This is a genomic window from Microbispora sp. ZYX-F-249 (assembly GCF_039649665.1).
In the GTDB taxonomy this organism is placed as follows: domain Bacteria; phylum Actinomycetota; class Actinomycetes; order Streptosporangiales; family Streptosporangiaceae; genus Microbispora; species Microbispora maris.
Genome location: NZ_JBDJAW010000044.1, coordinates 13956 through 33289, shown reverse-complemented (window position 1 = coordinate 33289; position 19334 = coordinate 13956). Strand labels below are relative to the sequence as shown.

At 72.6% G+C, this 19334-nt stretch carries 20 protein-coding genes; 10 read left to right on the top strand and 10 right to left on the bottom strand.

Annotated elements, in window-relative coordinates; genetic code table 11:
- Positions 1-43 precede the first annotated feature (43 nt).
- Together AAH991_RS33925 and AAH991_RS33920 are read left to right on the top strand one after the other, a co-directional pair.
- Positions 44-637, top strand: coding sequence for a hemerythrin domain-containing protein (locus AAH991_RS33925; protein ID WP_346230017.1), 594 nt, complete (start codon positions 44-46; stop codon positions 635-637).
- Between the two features lie 600 nt (positions 638-1237).
- Positions 1238-1432, top strand: coding sequence for a tail-anchor membrane protein (locus AAH991_RS33920; RefSeq protein WP_079319271.1), 195 nt, complete (start codon positions 1238-1240; stop codon positions 1430-1432).
- Positions 1433-1665: 233 nt separating this feature from the next.
- On the opposite strand, the gene AAH991_RS33915 is transcribed toward AAH991_RS33920, so the two are convergent.
- Complete coding sequence (locus AAH991_RS33915) at positions 1666-1977, bottom strand: DUF3817 domain-containing protein (protein ID WP_346230016.1); 312 nt, start codon at positions 1975-1977, stop codon at positions 1666-1668.
- An 84-nt stretch (positions 1978-2061) separates the two neighbouring features.
- The gene (locus AAH991_RS33910) at positions 2062-2865 is read right to left on the bottom strand and encodes an SURF1 family protein (protein WP_346230015.1); all 804 of its coding nucleotides are present in this window, start codon (positions 2863-2865) and stop codon (positions 2062-2064) included.
- 151 nt (positions 2866-3016) lie between these two features.
- On the opposite strand from AAH991_RS33910, the gene AAH991_RS33905 reads away from it, so the two are divergent.
- The gene (locus AAH991_RS33905; RefSeq protein ID WP_346230014.1) at positions 3017-3190 is read left to right on the top strand and encodes a hypothetical protein; all 174 of its coding nucleotides are present in this window, start codon (positions 3017-3019) and stop codon (positions 3188-3190) included.
- A gap of 260 nt (positions 3191-3450) precedes the next feature.
- The gene (locus AAH991_RS33900; RefSeq protein WP_346230013.1) at positions 3451-4926 is read left to right on the top strand and encodes a flavin-containing monooxygenase; all 1476 of its coding nucleotides are present in this window, start codon (positions 3451-3453) and stop codon (positions 4924-4926) included.
- 5 nt (positions 4927-4931) lie between these two features.
- On the opposite strand, the gene ggt is transcribed toward AAH991_RS33900, so the two are convergent.
- Positions 4932-6728: a gamma-glutamyltransferase gene (gene ggt / locus AAH991_RS33895; protein ID WP_346230012.1), complete on the bottom strand. Its 1797-nt coding sequence runs from the start codon at positions 6726-6728 to the stop codon at positions 4932-4934.
- A 263-nt stretch (positions 6729-6991) separates the two neighbouring features.
- Between ggt and AAH991_RS33890 the strand changes: the two genes are divergently transcribed.
- Complete coding sequence (locus tag AAH991_RS33890) at positions 6992-8155, top strand: sensor histidine kinase (RefSeq protein ID WP_346230011.1); 1164 nt, start codon at positions 6992-6994, stop codon at positions 8153-8155.
- A complete protein-coding gene (locus AAH991_RS33885; RefSeq protein ID WP_346230010.1) occupies positions 8152-8814 on the top strand; it encodes a response regulator transcription factor in 663 nt (220 codons plus the stop codon). The genes AAH991_RS33890 and AAH991_RS33885 overlap by 4 nt, the downstream gene beginning before the upstream one ends.
- A gap of 50 nt (positions 8815-8864) precedes the next feature.
- Here AAH991_RS33885 and AAH991_RS33880 read toward each other — a convergent pair whose 3' ends face one another.
- The gene (locus AAH991_RS33880) at positions 8865-9311 is read right to left on the bottom strand and encodes a MarR family winged helix-turn-helix transcriptional regulator (RefSeq protein ID WP_346230009.1); all 447 of its coding nucleotides are present in this window, start codon (positions 9309-9311) and stop codon (positions 8865-8867) included.
- 111 nt (positions 9312-9422) lie between these two features.
- On the opposite strand from AAH991_RS33880, the gene AAH991_RS33875 reads away from it, so the two are divergent.
- Positions 9423-10334 carry an alpha/beta hydrolase gene (locus AAH991_RS33875; RefSeq protein ID WP_346230008.1) on the top strand — a complete coding sequence of 304 codons (912 nt, stop codon included), beginning with the start codon at positions 9423-9425 and terminating at the stop codon, positions 10332-10334.
- 46 nt (positions 10335-10380) lie between these two features.
- Here AAH991_RS33875 and AAH991_RS33870 read toward each other — a convergent pair whose 3' ends face one another.
- The 3 genes from AAH991_RS33870 to AAH991_RS33860 are packed head-to-tail and all read right to left on the bottom strand — an operon-like array spanning position 10381 to position 13195.
- On the bottom strand, positions 10381-11211 hold the full coding sequence (locus AAH991_RS33870) for a MerR family transcriptional regulator (protein ID WP_346230007.1): 831 nt from the start codon (positions 11209-11211) through the stop codon (positions 10381-10383).
- A 21-nt stretch (positions 11212-11232) separates the two neighbouring features.
- Positions 11233-12531: an anhydro-N-acetylmuramic acid kinase gene (locus AAH991_RS33865; RefSeq protein WP_346230006.1), complete on the bottom strand. Its 1299-nt coding sequence runs from the start codon at positions 12529-12531 to the stop codon at positions 11233-11235.
- Positions 12532-12550: 19 nt separating this feature from the next.
- The gene (locus AAH991_RS33860; RefSeq protein ID WP_346230005.1) at positions 12551-13195 is read right to left on the bottom strand and encodes a TetR/AcrR family transcriptional regulator; all 645 of its coding nucleotides are present in this window, start codon (positions 13193-13195) and stop codon (positions 12551-12553) included.
- An 82-nt stretch (positions 13196-13277) separates the two neighbouring features.
- Here AAH991_RS33860 and AAH991_RS33855 point away from each other — a divergent pair, with 82 nt between their 5' ends.
- Positions 13278-13991: a carboxymuconolactone decarboxylase family protein gene (locus AAH991_RS33855; protein ID WP_346230004.1), complete on the top strand. Its 714-nt coding sequence runs from the start codon at positions 13278-13280 to the stop codon at positions 13989-13991.
- Positions 13992-14037: 46 nt separating this feature from the next.
- Here AAH991_RS33855 and AAH991_RS33850 read toward each other — a convergent pair whose 3' ends face one another.
- On the bottom strand, positions 14038-14910 hold the full coding sequence (locus AAH991_RS33850; protein ID WP_346230003.1) for an aldo/keto reductase family oxidoreductase: 873 nt from the start codon (positions 14908-14910) through the stop codon (positions 14038-14040).
- A 131-nt stretch (positions 14911-15041) separates the two neighbouring features.
- On the opposite strand from AAH991_RS33850, the gene AAH991_RS33845 reads away from it, so the two are divergent.
- On the top strand, positions 15042-15461 hold the full coding sequence (locus tag AAH991_RS33845) for a winged helix-turn-helix transcriptional regulator (RefSeq protein ID WP_346230002.1): 420 nt from the start codon (positions 15042-15044) through the stop codon (positions 15459-15461).
- 154 nt (positions 15462-15615) lie between these two features.
- Here AAH991_RS33845 and AAH991_RS33840 read toward each other — a convergent pair whose 3' ends face one another.
- Complete coding sequence (locus tag AAH991_RS33840) at positions 15616-17172, bottom strand: glycoside hydrolase family 10-like protein (protein WP_346230001.1); 1557 nt, start codon at positions 17170-17172, stop codon at positions 15616-15618.
- 244 nt (positions 17173-17416) lie between these two features.
- Here AAH991_RS33840 and AAH991_RS33835 point away from each other — a divergent pair, with 244 nt between their 5' ends.
- Positions 17417-18316, top strand: a complete 900-nt coding sequence (locus AAH991_RS33835) for a MurR/RpiR family transcriptional regulator (RefSeq protein ID WP_346230000.1) — start codon at positions 17417-17419, stop codon at positions 18314-18316.
- A gap of 54 nt (positions 18317-18370) precedes the next feature.
- Here the strand turns inward: AAH991_RS33835 and murQ are convergent, their stop codons facing one another.
- Positions 18371-19333, bottom strand: coding sequence for an N-acetylmuramic acid 6-phosphate etherase (murQ, locus tag AAH991_RS33830; protein ID WP_346229999.1), 963 nt, complete (start codon positions 19331-19333; stop codon positions 18371-18373).
- Between the last annotated feature and the right edge of the window lies 1 nt (position 19334).

The following is a 19334-nucleotide window of genomic DNA, read 5'->3' as shown; positions in this document are numbered from 1 at the left end:
CCCGGTTACGGGTAGCCCCGATATGACCAGGAAGGAGGCGCTAATGGACCGCCAGTCAAGGCCGGAGACCATGCGGGAGAACGACGTGATCGAACTCCTGACGCACCAGCACGCTCTCATCCGGGAGCTGTTCGACGAGGTCGACAGATGCCAGGGGGAGGAGCGCAAGGAGGCCTTCAGCCGCCTCGTCCGCCTGCTCGCCGTTCACGAGACGGCGGAGGAGGAGATCGTCCACCCCTACGCGCGGCACAAGCTGGTCGGCGGCGACACGATCGTGGACAACCGTCTGCAGGAGGAGGAAGAGGCGAAGGAACTGCTCAGCCGCCTCGACGACATGGACGTGACGACGGCGGAGTTCTCCCGGGAGCTCGAGAGGCTGCGGGCCGCCGTGTTCGCCCACGCCGCCGCCGAGGAGCGCTACGAGTTCTCCGAGCTCAAAGCGAGCACGTCCGAGACCGAGCGCAGGGCCATGGCCGTGGGTGTCAAGGCCGCCGAGGCGATGGCGCCCACGCATCCGCACCCCGGGGTCGAGTCGGCGACCGAGAACATCCTGATGGGAACGCCGATCGCGATCATGGATCGTGCCCGCGATCTGATCCGCAAGGCGATGGGCAAGCAGGAGTCCGGCGAGGGCTGAGCCACCGGCGTTCCGCCGCAGGGGTCGCGGCGGAGCCGCCGCAGCCGGGGTCCGCGGCATCGGAATCCCGACTCGACCTGAAGAGCGAACGCCCCGGGCCGGGCTTCCGCCGCAGTAGCCGCGGAGCGGCGGCAGCCGGGGTCCGCGGCATCGCAACCCCGGCTCGACCTGAAGAGCGAACGCCCCGGGCCGGGCTTCCGCCGCAGCCGGGGTCCGCGCCCGCGGCATCGCAACCCCGGCCCACGTGAGTGCGCGGGCCGGGGTCCGAGCCGCACGCCCGGCACCGGCCCGCGCCGGACGCGACGCCGCGGAGCCGGGCCGGGGACGACCAGTCCTCCCCGGGGGCCGCCGCGCCGCGGCCTGGTCGCCTCGTCGGCTGGCCCTCGCCGGGGCCGATGCCCAGGCACGGCCCCGAACCCACCACGCGGCACGCCTCGCCGAAGGCGTCGTTCGACGGACGGCGAAGCCGGAGCCGGAGCCGTGCGTCTCCTCCCCCGGCCGTCCGCCGGAACTCGGCATGGAACTCGGCTCGGACCTCGGACGTTCTCCCAGCGACGCGGGACGACGCCCCGCGCCGGACCCGACACGAAAGGCCTGACGATGTCGCCACTGGGCAAGTACTACGTGGGCGCGGCGGTGGTGGCCGTGCTGGTCTTCATCCTTCCGCTGCCGACGCTCCTGGCCTGGCTGATCGCGATCGGCGCGCTGGGAGCGCCGATCGTCGCCTACTTCATGCTGGACGAGTCGCAGCGGGCGCGGCTGCGGCGCATTCGCCGGCGCCAGATCGGCGGCTGAACAGCCTGTTCCATTGAACAGTCCGCTCCCTTGATCCGCCGGTTCCGCTGAGCGGCCTGTTCCAGAGCTCGCGCGCATTCCCGGCCGGGCGCCGTCACGGCGCCCGGCCTGCCGCGTTCACGGGCCGGCGCTCACGAGCGGGGCGGCGTTTACGAGGCGGCGCTCACGAGCCGGCGCTCACGAGCCGACGCACACGAGGCTGTGCTCACGAGGCTGTGCTTACGAGGCGGTGCTTACGAGGCGGTCGCGATCCTCCTGCGGACCCGCTCGGTGACGTTCCGCTCCAGGACGAACGACAGGAACGGGATCGTGCCCGCGACGAGCACGAGCAGCAGGTAGCCGACCGGCCAACGGGCCTTGATCAGGCCCAGGTTGATCGCGGCCACCAGGTAGACCATGTACAGGAAGCCGTGGATCGGCCCGACGACCGCGACCATCGTGCCGTTGTCGAAGCCGTACTTGACGATCATTCCGGCACACAGCACGAGCAGCATCACGCCGACGATGTAGGCCAGGACGCGGTAGAAGTTGAGCGCGGATTCCACGTCGATCAATACCTCTGCTGGGTGCTGGGGAAACGGTCACCACACGATATCCGTGCGAGGCGGCGGTCCGGGCTCCAGGGCCCGTCAGGCCTCCACATGCGCGGCGGGCTCGGCGGCCTCCGGCTCCCGGCGCTCCTCCCGATTCCGCCGCCCGCGCAGGGCGTCGCGGACGAAGTGGAACCACATGTACACGGCGAACAGCGCGAAGATCCACCACTGGAGGGCGTAGGCCAGGTTCCGCCAGGTGAAGCCGCCGCCCTGGGTCGGCGGGGACACGGCCACCGGCGTGGCGCGGGACGGCGGCTCCTGGGCGGTCACGACGACGAACCCGTCCCGCACCCGCGCGTCCGGCCACAGGTTGATCAGCTCGGCCGTCGACACGGTCGCCACCTGGCCGCGCGGCAGGTTGCCGTTGCGCATCACGTCGTCGGTCTGCTCGGCAGGCCGCAGCCGCCCGGTCACCGTGACGGCGCCCTCGGGCACGGCCGCGGCGGGGTCGGCCGCCGCCGCGACCCAGCCGCGTACGACGGGGACGACCGTGCCGTCCGCGAGCCGCAGCGGGGTGAGCAGCCAGAACCCGCTCCCCCGGGCCGCCCTGCCGCCGGGGGCGTCGACGTCGGCGACCCGATCGGCCACCAGCAGCTGGTCCGCGGCGTCGTAGGTCCCCGTGGCGGTCACTTTGCGGCTGATCGCGGCACCGCTGACGTGCCGGCCCACCTGGGTCAGCTCGGTGACGGCGACGGGCGCCGGGTCGGGGGCCCGCCGTGGGGCGCCCGACGCCTCGAAGACGCCGAGTTGCCAGCGGCCGAGGAAGGTGAAGGACACGAGCACCCCGATGACCAGCAGGTGCAGGGCCACCAGCCGGGGAGCCAGGAGGGTGCGGAGCATGCATACAACGCTATCCGCCGGCCGTACCGGTCCGGTATCCGCGCCGGTGTCACGGGCGACGGCGAGCAGGAGCCCCAAGTCAAGCGCCACCGGAGGGCAAAATCCGACAAATCACAGCCGTGGCACACCGTGTGTCGCTAGAGTCTTGGCCATGTCCGACCCTCAGATCGACCCGGCCGGAAACACCCAGGCTTTCCGTGCCTTCGCGCAGCAGCAGGACTCGGCGGCGTCCAACGAGCAGCCGTCCCGCCTGCCGATTTGGATCGCCGTCGGCGCGGCGCTCGTCGTGATCCTCGCTGTGGTGGCCTACCTCCTGGTTCGCTGACATACCTGTACCAGCCGCCGACGACCGCGCCCGTCGGCGGCTTTGTCATGCCCCGCGCGGCCCGTTCAGGCGTACCGCCGGCCCGAAAACGGACTGGTACCACATAAGGTGACGGAGAGCCGCGAACGCCTCCACAACGGATCGCGCTGCCGGACCGCGCTGCCGGATTGTGCGGGGGCTGCGCCCGGGACGGCGCCGCTGGACCCCGGCGTACGGACGCGAATATATTGGACGATGTTCCAATAGGGCGGGGAGGACGCATGCCCAGTCCGGGCGTCACGATCATCGGTTCCGGGTTCGCCGGGCTCTGCATGGCCATCAAGCTCAAGGAGGCCGGCTACCACGACTTCGTGGTCCTGGAGAAGGCCGGTGAGCTCGGCGGCACCTGGCGGGACAACACCTACCCCGGCTGCGCCTGCGACGTCCCCTCGCCGCTGTACTCGTTCTCGTTCGAGCTCAACCCCGGCTGGTCGCGGTTGTTCTCCCCCCAGGAGGAGATCTGGGACTACATGCGGGCCTGCGCCCGCAAGTACGGCGTGGAGCCCCACCTGCGGTTCGACACGGAGGTCTGCGGGCTGGAGTACGACGACGAGCGGGCCCTGTGGCGCGTGTCGACCGGCGACGGGGAGACGTTCGAGACCCACGCCGTCGTGTCCGGCATCGGCGCCCTGCACGTGCCGTCGTTCCCCGAGATCCCCGGCCGCGAGCGCTTCACCGGCACGGCGTTCCACTCCGCCCAGTGGGACCACTCCACGGACCTGACCGGCAAGCGCGTCGCGGTCGTCGGCACCGGCGCGTCGGCGGTCCAGTTCGTCCCGGTCGTCGCCGAGCAGGCGAGCCGGCTCACCGTGTTCCAGCGCACCCCTCCGTGGATCCAGCCGAAGCCGGACCTGCCGATCGAGGGGCGGCTGAAGCGGGCCATGGAGACGCCGGTCGGCGCCCGTCTGGTGCGCGACGCCGTCTACTGGCTGCTGGAGACCCGGGCCGTGGGCTTCACGATCGACCCCCGGCTGATGAAGGTCCACCAGGCGATGGCCGAGCGGCACCTGGCCCGGCAGGTGCCCGACCCCGGGCTGCGCGCGAAGCTGACGCCCGACTACACCATCGGCTGCAAGCGCATCCTGCTGTCCAACGACTACTATCCCGCGCTGACCAGGGACAACGTCGAGCTGGTCACCGACCGGGTCACCGAGATCAGGGAGCGGTCGGTCGTGGACGCGGCGGGGCGCGAGCACGAGGTGGACGTGATCGTCTACGGCACGGGCTTCCGCGTGGTCGACTCCCTCAACGAGCAGCGCATCGTCGGCAGGAACGGCGTCAAGCTCCAGGACGCGTGGCGCGACGGCATCGAGGCCTACCACGGCGTCACCACCGCGGGCTTTCCCAACCTGTTCTTCCTGCTCGGCCCCAACACCGGGCTCGGGCACACCTCGGTCGTCTTCATGATCGAATCGCAGGTCCGGTACGTCCTGGACTGCCTGCGGCTGCTGTCCAGAACCAAGGCGAGGGCCCTGGACGTACGGCCGTCGGCGCAGCGGGCCTACAACGACCGCCTGCAGCGGCGGCTCGACCGGCTGGTGTGGAGCGAGGGCGGCTGCGTGAGCTGGTATCTGGACGAGCACGGCAAGAACCGGACGCTCTGGCCCGGCTTCACCTTCGAATACTGGGCACGGACCCGGAAGGTGAAGCCGGAGGCCTACGAGCTCATCGGCGCCCGGACCGGCGACGCGGGCTGACCGGATCAGCGACGTGTGCTGACCACGAGGGCGCTGCCCCCGCCACGCCGGAAGGCCGGCTCGGCGACGGCCTGCACCCGGCCGTTCCTGAGGAACTCCAGGCCGGTCGCCGCGCCGATCTCGCCGGCCGGCGGCGTGGTCGGCACCGCGAACGTGTGGCCCAGCTTGCCCAGCTTCTTGCCGTACCGGTCGATGAACGCCTGCTCGGCCTGGGTCACCTCGGTGTTGCGCTGGGAGGCCCGCGGCGCGGCCACCGCGTCCGGCAGCGACATGCCGAAGTCGAGCCGGTTCACCAGGATCTGCAGCACGGTCGTGATGATCGTCGCGCCGCCGGGCGAGCCGACGGCGAGCAGCGGCCTGCCGTCCTTGAGCACGATGGTGGGGGCCATGGACGACCTCGGGCGCTTGCCGGGCGCGGGCAGGTTCGGGTCGCCCGGCGCCGGGCCGAAGGTGAAGTCGGTCAGCTCGTTGTTGAGCAGAATGCCCCGGCCCGGCACCACGATGCCGCTGCCGCCGGTCTGCTCGATGGTGATGTTGTAGGCCGCGACGTCGCCCCACCGGTCGGTCACCACGAGGTGGGTGGTCTCCGGCCCCTCCTTCTTCTCCTCGGGCGCCGAGGCCGCCGGAGCCCCCTGAGCTGCCGGATCCCCCTGCGCGCACGAGGAGTAGGACCCGTCGGGCGACCCGGGCTCGGCGGGGTGCGCCATCGCCCGCGGGCCGATCAGGCAGGCGCGCTCCTTGGCGAACCCGTCGGACAGCAGCGCGCCGAGGGGCACGTCCACGTACGCCGGGTCGCCGACGTAGGCGTTGCGGTCGGCGAAGGCGAGCCGGGAGGCCTCCAGGTATTCGTGCAGGCCGACCTTCGGCAGCGCCTCGAGGATCTTCAGCGCCTCCCCCACGGTCGAGCCGCCCGACGACGGCGGCGCCATGCCGTACACGTCGAGGCCCTTGTACGTGACCTTGGTGGGCGGCCGTTCCAGCGCCCGGTAGGCCGTGAGGTCGGACACCTCCATGAGCCCGGGCCGGACGTTCCGGGTGGCGCCCTCGCGTACCGGCGGCTTCTTCACCGTGGCGACGATCTCCTGGCCGAGCGCCCCGCCGTACAACCAGGACGGGCCGCGGATCCCCAGCTCGCGGTACGTACGCGCGAGGTCGGGGTTGCGGAAGACCGAGCCGACCCGCGGCGGCTGCCCGCCGGGCAGGTAGAGCGACGCGGTCGAGGTGAAGTCGGCGAACCGCTCGGCGTTCTGCTGCGTCTGGTCGTAGAACGTCTGATCGACGACGAAGCCCTTCTCGGCGATGTCGATCGCGGGGCGCAGCGCCTCCCGCAGCGACATCGTGCCGTACTCGCGCAGCGCCGTCTCCCACTGCGCGACGCTGCCGGGCACGCCGACCGACAGCCCGCTGGTGACGGCCTCCGCGAACGGGATGCCCTCCAGCGTCGTCGAGGTCATCGCCTGCGGGGCGGTCTCCCGCCCGTCGATCGTGGTCACCTTCCGCCTGCGGGCGTCGTAGTAGACGATGAAGCCGCCCCCGGCGAGCCCGGCCGAGTAGGGCTCGGTCACGCCGAGCGCCGCCGCCCCCGCCACGGCCGCGTCCATCGCGTTGCCGCCCTGGCGCAGCACCGTGAGCGCGGCCTTGCTCGCGTCCAGGTCCACGGTCGCCACGGCCCCGCCGTACCCCTCCGCGACCGGCCGCTTGACCTCCTGCGGAGGCGGAGGATGCACGCCCGCCCGGGCGGGCGGGGCGAGGAGGCCCGCCAGCGTGACCAGTCCCAGCGAAGTGACGACGACGCTCCTCATACCCGGCACCTCCACCACACGCGCGATCACTCCAGCATGACTCAGGTCCGTACGAAGCGCTGCGAAATTGTCCGCATTTGGACGTCCGGCGACTGCCGGGCGAGCCCGAGGAACGGGGCTGGAGAGGGAGCGGGGCGACGGAGGGGCCGTGCGACCGCCTCACGCCGCCGGAGCGGTGAGCGGGGCGTACTCCCTCCGGCGTACGGCGGACTGCGGCGGCTGGCGGATGCGGCTGCCTGCGGCGATGGCCTAGCGTGCGGGGTGTGCGCCCCGGTTCCGCGTTGTATCACCGCATCGATCCCGTCCTGCCGGTCATCGTCGGGATCGTCGAGGTGTTCCTGTCGATGGGCGCCCAATACTGGCAGCTGCGCAATCCCGACCTCGGGCGGGTGCCGCTGACCTGGTGGGGCTACACGCTGCTGCTGGTCGGGGCGTTCGCGATCGCGCTGCGCCGCCGGCACCCGGTCGCCGCGCTGGCCGTCACGCTGACGGCGACCTCGGTCTACATGCTGTTCAATTACGCGTACGGGCCCGTGTTCCTCAGCCCGGTCATCGTGATCTTCAACGCGGTCCTGTCCGGGCACCGCCGCGCGGCGTGGCTGTCGTCGGCGGCGTTCTTCCTGTTCGTGGTCGCCTATGCCACCTGGCTCATCCCCCACCGGGCGAGCCTCTTCCACCACACCGCCGTCGCGGCGTACCTGCTGCTCACGCTGACCGTCGCGGAGTTCTACCGCGTGCGCCGCGAGCGCCTCGCCGAACGTGAGCGGGTCGAGCGGGAGGAGGCCAGGCGGCAGGCGAGCGAGGAACGACTGACGATGGCCCAGGAGCTGCACGACGTGCTCGCCCACAACATCTCGCTGATCCACGTCCAGGCGTCCACCGCGCTGCACCTGCTGGACGACCACCCCGAGCAGGCCCGCACCGCGCTGAGCACGATCAAGCAGGCGTCCAAGGACGTGCTGACCGAGATGCGCGGCGTGCTCGACCTGCTCAGGGACGGCGCGCCGCGCTCTCCCACCGCCGGGATGGCCCACCTGGCCGACCTGACCGGGCGCAGCGGCCTGCCGGTGACGCTGGAGGTCGCCGGGCGGGAGCGCCCGCTGCCCGCGAGCGTCGACCGGGCCGGCTACCGGATCGTCCAGGAGTCGCTGACGAACGTGTCACGCCACGCGCCCGGTTCGCGGGTGACCGTCCGCGTCGCGTACGGGCCGGAGGAGCTGGTCGTGACGGTGGAGGACGACGGCGCGGGCGCGGCGCGGGCCGAGACGGGCCTGGGCGGCGGCAACGGCATCCCCGGCATGCGGGAGCGGGCCGCCGCGCTCGGCGGGTCGCTGACGGCCGGACCCCGGCCGGGCGGCGGCTTCCGGGTGGAGGCCCACCTCCCGCTCCCCCTCCCCTCATCCGACGGACAGAAGGAGCCGAATTGATACGCGTCCTGCTCGCCGACGACCAGGCGCTGGTACGGGCCGGGTTCCGGGCCCTGCTCGACGCGCAGGAGGGCATGACCGTCGTGGGCGAGGCCGGGGACGGCGAGGAGGCCGTCCGGCTCACCCGGGAGCTGCGCCCCGACGTGGTGCTGATGGACATCCGCATGCCCGGCACCGACGGCCTGACGGCCACCCGCCGCGTCGGCGAGGATCCCGCCCTCGCCGACGTCAAGATCATCATGCTGACGACGTTCGAGCTGGACGAGTACGTCTTCGAGGCCCTGCGCGGCGGCGCGAGCGGCTTCCTGGTCAAGGACACCGAGCCGGCCGAGCTGATCCAGGCCGTCCGGGTGGTGGCCTCCGGCGACGCCCTGCTGTCCCCCGGCGTGACGCGCAGGCTCATCGCGGAATACGTCGCCCGCGCCAAGGAGCCGGGCATCGCGACCAGCCTCGACGCGCTGACCGAGCGGGAGCGGGAGGTGCTCGCGCTCGTGGGCACCGGCATGACGAACGACGAGATCGCCGCCAGGCTCTACATGTCCCCGGCGACGGCCAAGACCCACGTGAGCCGGACGATGACCAAGCTCCACGCCCGCGACCGGGCCCAGCTCGTGGTCATCGCATACGAGTCGGGCCTGGTGAAACCCGGCTGGCTATGAGTCCGCGCCCTGAACCCGCCGGCGAGGAGGACGCGCCCTGAACCGGCGGGTCACGGGGGCCCGTCCTGGCGGCGCTCCTCCAGCTCCGCGCGCAGGGCGGCGAGCGTCGCGGCGGTCCGGGCGAGGTCGGCGGCGGGGACGGCGGCCGTGCGGGCGGCCAGCTCGTCCGCGACCGTGGGGCGTGCGGCGGCCAGGATCCGCGCGCCCTCCGGCGTGAGGCTGAGCACGGAGGACCGCCGGTCCTCGGGGTGTGCCGCGCGCACGCACCAGCCCGTGCTCTCGAGCCGGTCCACCCCCTTGCTCACGGCGCCGACGGTGATTCCCACCTCGCGCACGATGTCGAGCACCCGGCACCCGGGGCGGTGGTCGATGATCTCCAGAAACTCGAACTGGCCCAGGCTGAGGCCGTGCTCGGCGCGCAGCCGGTCGCTCACCGCGTTGTACAGCCGGGTCTCGACGCGGACGAGGTCGACGAACAGGCGAGTGACGTCCGTCACAGTTACCACTCTCATAGATTCCAAGGAATCATCTTCCAGGGAATCGGGTTGCAGGTCTCACAAGTGCATTCCAGGTAATCCATCCTCTCACCCCGACCTATGGAGGTCCGGATGACCCGCAAGCAGCGCGAGGCCGTCGACGCCCTGCACCGCAACGCCCCCGTCCACCCGAACCCGACGCTGGCGGAGCAGCGCGCCGGATTCGCCGGCGCCCTCTCCCGGCCCGGGCCCGACAACGTGGCGGTGCGCGAGACGGAGCTCGGCGGCCGACCCGCACTCGACCTGACCCCGGCCACCGCCGGTCGCGGCCGGCTGCTCTATCTCCACGGAGGCGGCTACGTCCTGGGGTCGCCCGGCACGCACACGGGGATCGCCGCCCAGCTGGCGTCCCGTGCCCGGCTGCGCACGACGTCGCTGGACTACCGGCTGGCCCCCGAACACCCCTTCCCCGCGGCGGTGGACGACGGTCTCGCCGCCTACCGGGCACTGCTCGACGAGGGCGTGCGGCCGGAGGAACTGGTGCTCGCCGGAGACTCCGCCGGTGGCGGGCTCGCCGTCGCCACCCTGATCGCGGCCCGTGACGCCGGCCTGCCGCGGCCGGCGGGCGCCGTCGTCTTCTCCCCGTGGGTCGATCTGACACTCGGCGGGCAGAGCATGAGCACGAAGAAGGACGCCGACCCGATCTTCACCCCGGAGGCGATCCAGGCGTTCGCCACCCACTACCTGGCCGGCCAGGACCCCGCCCAGCCACTGGCGAGCCCCGTGTTCGCCGACCTGCGTGGCCTGCCCCCGCTGCTGGTGCAGGCCGGCTCGAACGAACTGCTGCTGGACGACGCCGTCCGGCTCGCCGCACGCGCCGCCGCGGACGACGTGGACGTCACGCTGCGAGTCTGGGCGCAGGTGCCGCACGTGTTCCAGAACCACTTCGGCCATCTCGACGAGGCCGACGAGGCGCTCGACGAGGCCGCCCGCTTCCTGTCCGTACGGGCGGAGGCCGGCCGGGAGGCCCCTGGAGCGGACTGACGTCCGAGCCGGCGGCGTGCCGGACAACGCGCTTCACGTGGTCCTTCTAGCCGGCGAGCGGCTCCTGGAGTTCGGTGACCCACCGGGCGGGGTCCTCCCCGGCCTCCAGGTAGAGCTCCCTGGCGTACCCGGCCGAGCGGTGGCCGCCGTCGGCGATCCATCGCGCCAGCGTCTGCGCGGCCGGGAGGACGTCGTCCATCGGCCCCCGGTGCACGATCGTGGCGGCCCGTTCGATCGCGGGCAGGTCCACGACCGCGAAGTCGTGACGGTCCCCGGGCGCCACCGCGACCGGCACCGCGACCGGCATCGCGGCGTGCGCGAGGATGCCGTCGCCGCCGGGGGCGTCCTCGTAGTAGGCGATCCCCGGCCCCACCGCGGTCACCCCGGCCTCGCCCAGCCTCCGGCACAGCTCGTCGAACAACGGGCCCACGACCGGGCCGATGTCCTCCGGCTCGTAGCTGCGCGCCACGGCGCTCAGCTCGGCCACCCGGACCGCCGGGATGCGCTTGACCACCACGTCGTCGGTGTTCATGTGTCCCTCACTCTCGATCGCGTGGAGCCTCGCCTCGACCTGGGCCAGCCGTGCCGTGGCGGCGGCCACCGCCGCCTCCAGCTCCGCCTGCCGCAGCCGCAGCATCCCGCGCAGTTCCTCGGCGCTCACCCGCCCGTCCAGGACCTCCCGCACCTGCCGGAGCGTGAAGCCCAGGTCCTTGAGCGCGGTGATCCGGTTGAGCCGGGCGAGCTGGCCCGCCTCGTAGAAGCGGTAGCCGCTCGCGGGATCGACGTGGGCCGGGCGGAGCAGCCCGATCGCGTCGTAGTGGCGCAGCATGCGGACCGACACGCGGCCGTGCCTGGCGAAGTCTCCGATGATGAACATGGTGCCGCCGATTCCAGCGCCTCACACGGTGTCAGGGTCAACAGCGCCCATGCGGATGCTCCGGGGCGGCGCGCCCAGCGGTCCGGGCAGCCGCAGCGGCCCGCGCCCAGGGGTGATCGTGCCGAGCACGCGCGGCCCGGCCGCGCCGGTGCAGGCGGGCACGGTGCCGGGCAGGCCGTGCGCGGTCAGCCAGCCGAGATAGGAGAACGCGATCGCCTCCTTGGCGTCGGAGGGCACACCGAGGTCGTCGCTCGGCAGCAGCCGCACACCTGCGGCCCGCTCGCGCAGCGCGCGCATCAGGGCCGGGTTGCGCACCCCGCCGCCGGACACGACCACCGTGCCGAGCCGGTGCCGCCGGATCTCGGCCGCGACCGTCTCGGCGGTGAGCGCCGCGAGCGTCGCCAGCAGATCCGGCAGCCCCAGCGCGTACGGCCCGGCCACCCGCTCCAGATAGCCCGCGTGAAAGAGTTCCTTGCCCGTCGTCTTGGGCGGCGGCCGGTGATAGTAGGGCTCGGCGAGCAACTCGGCCAGCAGCCCCTCGTGCACCCTCCCCGTCGCCGCCAGCCGGCCGTCCTCGTCGTACGGCCTGCCGGTGGCCGCGAGCACGGCCGCGTCCAGCAGCGCCGAGGCCGGGCCGGTGTCGTAGGCGAGCGGAGGCTCGCCGGCCGTGGGAGCCACGGTGAGGTTGGCGATGCCGCCGAGGTTGAGGGCGCCCGCGCGACCGGGCGGAGCAGCCGGCCCGCGCGACCCGTGCGATCCGGACGATACGGGCGGCTCGACCGGCGGGGACGGCGGGGTCGGCCCGTGCGGCTCCCGGGGTCCGAGGGGTTCGGGCGGCCCTTGCGGCCCGGAGGGCTCGCGCAGTCCGGCGAGCAGCGGCAGGTCGAAGGCGGACACGAGCGGCGCGCCCTGTCCGCCTGCCGCCACGTCGCGCACCCGCAGGTCAGACACGACCGGGACGCCGAGCCGTTCGGCGATCCAGGCTGGCTGACCGAGCTGGAGCGTCCCGCGCACACGCCCCTCCTCGACCCAGTGATACAGCGTCTGCCCGTGGGAGCAGACGAGGTCGGCGGGCGGGCAGCCCGCCGCCGCCTCGGCGAACGCCTGCCCGACGAGGGTGTCGAGACGGCAGACCTCGCCCATGTCCGTGCTGTTCGGCGGCAGCGCGGCGACGATCGCGGCCCGCAGGCCGGGAGGGTACGGCACCGTGCCGGTGTGTTCCACGACCCCGGTGAGCAGGTCGCCGTCCGCAGACCAGCGGACGAGCGCGCAGTCGATCCCGTCGTGGGAGGTCCCCGAGATCAGCCCGAGCACGCGCATGACCACCTCGCCAGAACCGCTAGCCGGCTCTCGGCGGCAGGCCGACGAGCTTGGTGAGGAATCGGTCGATCTGCTCCTCGGCGGGCGGCCAGGGCAGGTCGGGCTCGTTGATCCGCTGCGACAGCATGCCGTTCACGGCGGTGCGCAGGTCGATGGCGACCGTGGCGGCGTCGTCGCGCGGGGCGATGCCGGCGTCCATGCAGCGCTGGACCGCCTCCGTGGTCCTGGCCACCAGCACCTCCTTGAACGGCATGCCGAGCCGGCGGTGGACGGCGCTCTCGTGCAGCACCTTGTAGAGGCCCGGATGCTCGTGCGCCCAGGCGGCCTGCGCGAGGATGCGCGCGCGCAGCCGGCCCGCGGGGTCCTCCTGCGCCGCGTCGGCCTCGTCGCCGGTCCGCACCAGCTCCTCGTGGCAGCGCCGCAGGACCGCGAGCACGAGCGCGTCGCGATCGGGAAAGTGCAGGTAGACCGAGGTGGCCGCGATCGACACGGCGCGCGCCACGGCCCGCAGCGACAGCGCCTCGTCGTCGGCGAGGTCGTCGAGCATCCGCATGGCCGCCGCGACGATCTCCTCGCGCAGCCGCTCGCCCTGCCCGCGCGCGTTCGGGCGGCGGCGGGCGGCGGGGGCCGGGGGCCCGGTTGCCGGAGTTGGGGTGGCTTCCATGACCGGCCCATTGTACGAGGAGGGTCATCACGCTACAGTCGTAGCGCTACAGTCGTTTACAAAGGGAGCGAGTCTTGTGTCCGTGGAAACTCCGACCGACTTCGACGTGATCGACGGGATGGACCCGGTGTTCGCCCAGATGGCCGCCGCCAGCGTCGGACACTGCTGGGCGGTGCCCGAGCTGTCCGACCGCGAGAAGGTCTTCCTGGCCCTGGTGGCGGACGTCTGCCAGCCCGCCCTCGGGTTACCGTTCGAGATGCACGTCCGCGAGGGCCTGCGGCGCGGCCTGTCCACCGCGGACATGCGGGCGCTGCTGCGCCTGGTCTCCTACGACAGCGGGTACGCCGCCGCACTGGCCGCCCTGGAGCGGCTCGCCGAGGTCGAGGCCGCGGCCGGGCTGCCCCGCCCGGACGCCGAACCGCTGCCCCGGGAACTGCTGGAGACCGGCCCCGGGGCCGCGCCGACCCCGCTGCCCGAGCCGGTGCGTGCCGAGCTGAGCGGGCTCGACCCGTACTTCCTGGAGTACTTCGACCTGCAGTCGCGCATGCGGGGCGTCCAGGGGCCGGGCACGTTGAGCATCCGTGAGCGGGCGTTCGTGACGATGAGCGTCGACGTGCATTATCAGACCCTGGACGAGACGTTCCGCATCCACGTGGGCCGCGCCCTCGGGGCCGGCGCGTCAGCCGAGGACGTGCGGGCCGTGCTGCGCTTCAACGCGCAGTTCGGGGCGACGAGGGCCTGGCAGGCGTGGAAGGCGCTCAACGCCTGCCTCGCCGGCTTCGCCCCCGCCCGCTGATCCCGCAAGCCCCGGCCCGCGCCGCCCGGCCGTACGGGCCGGCGTCTCAGCGGCCGATCTTGTCCAGATCGGCGAGGTCCTCGTCGGAGAGGGAGAGCCCGGCGCCCGCGACGTTCTCGCGCAGGTGTGCCACCGACGAGGTGCCGGGGATCAGCAGGATGTTCGGCGACCGCCGCAGCAACCAGGCCAGGGCGACGGACATGGGCGTCGCGTCCAGCCGGGCGGCCACGGCCGACAGCGCCGAGGACTGCAGCGGGCTGAAGCCGCCGAGCGGGAAGAAGGGCACATAGGCGATGCCCTGCTCGGCGAGCTCGTCGATCAGCTCGTCGTCCTGGCGGTGGGCGAGGTTGTACATGTTCTGCACGCACACGATCGGCGCGATCGAGCGCGCCTCGGCGACCTGCTCCGCCGTCGCGTTGCTCACGCCGAGGTGGCGGATCAGGCCCTGCCGCTGGAGGTCGACGAGCGTCTCGAACGCCTCGGCGAGCGACCCGGGTTGAGGGCCCTGCGCGTCGCCGAGCCGGAGGTTGACCACGTCCAGCACCTCGAGGCCGAGGTTCTCCAGGTTCTCGTGGACGGCGCGGCGCAGGTCGTCGGGCCGGCGGGCCGGGGGCCAGCCTCCCTGCTCGTCGCGGGTCGCGCCGACCTTGGTCACGATGTGCAGCGAGCCCGGATAGGGGTGCAGCGCTTCGCGGATCAGCTGGTTGGTGACGCGCGGCCCGTAGGCGTCGGCGGTGTCGATGTGGGTGATGCCGAGGTCGACGGCCTCGCGCAGGACGGCCAGTGCGCCGTCGTGGTCGGCGGGCGGGCCCATGACCCCGGGACCGGCGAGCTGCATGGCGCCGTAGCCGAACCGGGTGACGGTCAGGTCGCCCAGAGTCCAGATGCCGCCGGGAAGCGAAATGGAGAGCGTGCTCATGCCTCTGTCTTTCATCGTGAGCTGAATGGTGGTGCCTCACGGCCCCCCTGCTGCATCTTGGATCGGTAACATCCTGGCGGGAAGTACGCACTTCGGAGTGCGTAAGGCACCCCCGGGTTGAGGAGCGGTCGATGGCGACGATGACGGCGGCCCAGAAGAGGGAGCAGGCCAAGATGGAATACGACGCTTTCCTGGCGGCGTGTCCAAGCCGGCAACTGCTCGACCGGATCTCCAACAAGTGGGTCACGCTGATCCTGGCCGCGCTGGGCGGCGGCTGCGACGGTGAGCCCCAGCCGATGCGCTACTCGGAACTGTCCCGGCTGCTCGCCGGCGTCAGTCAGAAGATGCTCACGCAGACGCTGCGCTCCCTGGAACGCGACGGTCTGATCACCCGCACCGCGACGCCGACCGTGCCCGTCACGGTCACCTACGAGCTGACCGACCTCGGTCTCTCCCTGCAGCAGATGATGCGCGGCCTGAAGACCTGGGCCCAGGCGCACATGGACGACGTGCTCGCCCACCGCACGACGTACGACGCCCGCACCGCCTGAGAGCTCGTACACCGTCTGACGGCCCGTACACCGTCTGGCCGGAACCGTGGCACTCGGGCACGTCCCGCCGAGAGCGCCACGGCCCGCGGACCCCGCTCAGTGCACCTGCTTCAGGGCAGCTGCTCTTGGGCACCATGCTTCGGGGCACCCTGCGTCAGGGCACCCTGCGTTCGCGGCTCGGCTCGCTCTGCCGGGATGCCCGGTCCACCGCCGTGACGTGATAGCGGTGGCCGGGCGCGCCGTCGGGGTCCACCCAGCGGACGTGCCTGCCCGCGGGGACGACCGCGACCAGGTGCGTCGCGTCGGCGAAGTCCTGCCGGCGGGCGGGCCGGTCGAACCGGAAGACGGCGAACTGGAACGGGGCGCGGGGACCCGCCGCCTCGACGTGCAGCTCGACGCCCCCGCTCACGCGCCGGGCCGAGGCGAGCACGGGACGGCGCGGCGGCTCGCCGCCCGCGAGCCTGGGCAGCAGCGGCGCGAGCGCGGGCCGCGTGTAGTGCCCGCTCACGACCGCGCTGATCGAGCCGAGCCGGTCGTCGCGGACGTCGGCCGCGTTGTACCAGATGTCTCCGCCGACCTCCGGATGGTCCCGGTTGAGCGTGAGGTGCCGGGCGAGCTCGTCCGGCTGGAACCACTCGGCGGGCTGCCCCGCCGTCCCCGCCTTGTACGCCGCCTGGCCGATCCACAGCTGCACCCCGGTGCCGGCGGCCACGTCGGACCACCAGGGGACGAGCTTGACGTAGTCGGCGTTCGACTGGCCGATGTACCAGTACAGCTGCGGCGCGACGTAGTCGAGCCAGCCCTTCTTCACCCAGCCACGGGTGTCGGCGTGCAGGTTGTCGTACGACTGGCCGCCGCTGGTGTCGGAGCCGAGAGGGTCGGTGGCCTTGTTGCGCCAGATGCCCGACGGGCCGATGCCCCAGATCACCTCGGGCTTGGCCCTCCGCACACGCCGCTGCATCTCCCGGACGAGCAGGTCGACGTTGTTCCGCCGCCAGGCGGCCAGGTCGGGGAAGCCCGCGCCGTACGCCGCATAGGCCGCGCTGTCGTCGAACGCCGTGGTGTTGACCGGGTAGAAGTAGTCGTCGAAGTGCACGCCGTCGATGTCGTAGCGGGTGACGGCGTCCATCATCGCGTCCTGCACGAACGCGCGGACCTCCGGGATTCCGGGGTTGTAGTAGAGCTTCCCGCCGTACGGCACGATCCATTCGGGATGGCGGCGGCCGGGGTGGTCGGGGTGCAGCTTGGCCGGGTCCGCCTGCATCGACACGCGGTACGGGTTGAACCAGGCGTGGAACGCGAGCCCTCGCCGGTGGGCCGCCTCGACGGCGAAGCCCAGCGGGTCGTAGCCCGGGTCCTGCCCCTGGACGCCGGTCAGATACTGCGACCACGGCTCGTACGGCGACGGCCAGAAGGCGTCGGCGGTCGGCCTGATCTGCACGAACACGGAGTTGAGCCGGCGCGCCACGGCCAGGTCGAGCCAGGCCGTGAGCTCGGCCTGCTGCTGCTCGGGCGTCAGCCCGGGCTTGGACGGCCAGTTGATGTTGACGACCGAGGCGATCCACATGCCGCGCATCTGACGCAGCGGCGGGACGTACCCGGCGGGCGAGGCGGAAGCGGGGGATGCGGCGAGGGCGGGCAGCGGGACGCTCGCCGCAGCGGCGGCGAGGGCCAGGCCGCGCAGCACGGAACGCCGGGAGGGTGAGCTCAATCGGACCTCCGAGGGCCGGGGGGATGCGGCGATCACGACACTGGCAGAAACTTACTTTCAGATCAATGCCGATAAAAGAAAGTGTCATAGACGTGTAATCTGCCCCAAGAGGTCTTCGTGGGAGACGCGCCGGGCGTGCAGGTCACGTCGCACATGTCTCGACATGTGGACTTCTGGTCCTCTTGTCCCGCACCGGCGGGCGGGTGGATCTAAGCTGATCGCGCCACAGGAGAGGCTGCAGGTGATGAACGAGAACGAGGGCGCCGCACCGGTCAACCCGATCGCGACGGTGCGTGCGGTGCTGCCCTCGCTCACCCCCGCCGCCCGGACCATCGCGCGTCTCATCCTCGACGACCCCGCCATGGTGGCCCGCAGCACGATCACGGAGATCAGCGCGGTCTCGGGGATCAGCGAGGCGACCATCGTGCGGACCGCACGGGCGCTGGGGTTCGCCGGCTACTCCCAGCTGCGGTTCGCGCTGGCCGCGGCCGTGGCCAGGGACACCCCCGAACGGCTCGTGCCGGGTGACCTCGCCCCGGACGACCCCCTGACCGACGTCATCGCCAAGGTCACCCGGGCCGAGTCGCAGGCGCTCGCCGACACGGCGGCGCAGCTCAACCCCGAAGGGCTCGGCGCGGTGGTGGACGCGGTCGCCGGCGCCCGCCGCGTGGACGTGTACGGCGTGGGCGCCTCCGGCCTCGTCGCGGCCGACATGGCGCAGAAGCTCATGCGGATCGGGCTGCCCGGCCACCACTTCACCGACGCGCATCTGGCGCTCACCAGCGCCGCGCTGCTGCGCGAGGGGGACGTCGCCGTCGGAGTGAGCTGCACCGGCGAGACACCCGACGTGCTCGGCCCGGCACGGGTCGCCCGCAAGGCCGGCGCGATGGTCGTGGCCATCACCAACAACCCGCGCTCGTCGCTGGCCGGGATCGCCGACCACGTCCTGATCTCCGCGGGGCGCGAGACCGCGTTCCGGCCGGGCGCGCTGGCCAGCCGGATCAGCCAGCTCCTCATCGTCGACTGCCTGTTCGTCGGCGTCGCGCAGCGCACGTTCGACACCTCCGACGCCGCCTTACGCGCGACCCGCGACGCGCTCGCCGACTATCTCGGCGACGCCCACCGCCGCGTCCGCAGCGCCTGACCACTCCGAGAGCGGCCGTCCGGCCCGCCCTCCTGCCGCAGCGGCCGGAGCTCGTCAGGCGGCGCCACCGGCGTGGCGGGCGGCCTCCAGCCGGTCGCCGTTGGCCCGCAGCAGCGCACGGGCGTCGTCCGGGCCGAGGTCGTGCTCGATCATCAGCACCGCCGCCTTGATGTTCCAGTCCGCGGCCTCCAGCGCCGCCCGCGCGGCGGCGGGCCCGGCGCCGGTGAGGTCGCCGACGATCCGCGTCGCCCGGCGCGCGAGCTTCGCGTTCACCGCCGAGACCTCGATCATGGTGTTCCCGTACGTCCGGCCGAGCCGGATCATCGCGATCGTGGAGATCATGTTGAGCACGAGCTTCTGGGCGGTCCCCGCCTTGAGCCGGGTCGAGCCTGCCACCACCTCGGGCCCGACGACCACCTCGATCGGATGCTCGGCCCGCTCCGACAGCGGCGACCCCGGATTGCACGACAGGCTCACGGTCAGCGCCCCGCGCCGGGCCGCCTCGCCCAGCGCGCCGAGCACGAACGGCGCCCGGCCGCTGGCGGAGATCCCCACGAGCGAGTCGAGCGGGCCCAGGCCGCGCTCGGCGACGGCCGCCACCCCGCCGCCGTGGTCGTCCTCGGCGCCCTCGATCGACCGGGTCAGCGCGGCCTCGCCGCCCGCGATGACGCCCTGCACGAGCTCGGGATCGGTGCCGAAGGTCGGCGGGCACTCCGACGCGTCGAGGACGCCGAGCCTGCCGGAGGTCCCCGCGCCCACGTAGAAGAGGCGTCCGCCCCCGCCCATCCGGGCGACGATGGCGTCGACGGCGGCCGAGACGGCCGGAATGGCCTTGGCCACCGCGCCGGGCACGGTGGCGTCGGCCGCGTTCATCAGCCGGGCGATCTCCTCGGTCGGGAGCCGGTCGATCTCGCGATACCGCGGATCGCTCTGCTCGGTGAACAAGTCGCTCTGCTCGGTGGAAAGCTGCTCGGTGGAAAGCTGCTCGGTGGACAGGCCCGTCAGTGGGTCAGTCATC

Bases quoted from the DNA above. Each gene is read 5' to 3' on its own strand.
- AAH991_RS33905 (WP_346230014.1), top strand. From the start codon at position 3,017: ATGTCCGACCCTCAGATCGACCCGGCCGGAAACACCCAGGCTTTCCGT.
- AAH991_RS33845 (WP_346230002.1), top strand. From the start codon at position 15,042: ATGGCGACGATGACGGCGGCCCAGAAGAGGGAGCAGGCCAAGATGGAA.
- AAH991_RS33870 (WP_346230007.1), bottom strand. From the start codon at position 11,211: ATGTTCATCATCGGAGACTTCGCCAGGCACGGCCGCGTGTCGGTCCGC.
- AAH991_RS33860 (WP_346230005.1), bottom strand. From the start codon at position 13,195: ATGGAAGCCACCCCAACTCCGGCAACCGGGCCCCCGGCCCCCGCCGCC.
- AAH991_RS33900 (WP_346230013.1), top strand. From the start codon at position 3,451: ATGCCCAGTCCGGGCGTCACGATCATCGGTTCCGGGTTCGCCGGGCTC.
- AAH991_RS33835 (WP_346230000.1), top strand. From the start codon at position 17,417: ATGAACGAGAACGAGGGCGCCGCACCGGTCAACCCGATCGCGACGGTG.
- ggt (WP_346230012.1), bottom strand. From the start codon at position 6,728: ATGAGGAGCGTCGTCGTCACTTCGCTGGGACTGGTCACGCTGGCGGGC.
- murQ (WP_346229999.1), bottom strand. From the start codon at position 19,333: ATGACTGACCCACTGACGGGCCTGTCCACCGAGCAGCTTTCCACCGAG.
- AAH991_RS33875 (WP_346230008.1), top strand. From the start codon at position 9,423: ATGACCCGCAAGCAGCGCGAGGCCGTCGACGCCCTGCACCGCAACGCC.
- AAH991_RS33925 (WP_346230017.1), top strand. From the start codon at position 44: ATGGACCGCCAGTCAAGGCCGGAGACCATGCGGGAGAACGACGTGATC.
- AAH991_RS33910 (WP_346230015.1), bottom strand. From the start codon at position 2,865: ATGCTCCGCACCCTCCTGGCTCCCCGGCTGGTGGCCCTGCACCTGCTG.
- AAH991_RS33850 (WP_346230003.1), bottom strand. From the start codon at position 14,910: ATGAGCACGCTCTCCATTTCGCTTCCCGGCGGCATCTGGACTCTGGGC.
- AAH991_RS33920 (WP_079319271.1), top strand. From the start codon at position 1,238: ATGTCGCCACTGGGCAAGTACTACGTGGGCGCGGCGGTGGTGGCCGTG.
- AAH991_RS33865 (WP_346230006.1), bottom strand. From the start codon at position 12,531: ATGCGCGTGCTCGGGCTGATCTCGGGGACCTCCCACGACGGGATCGAC.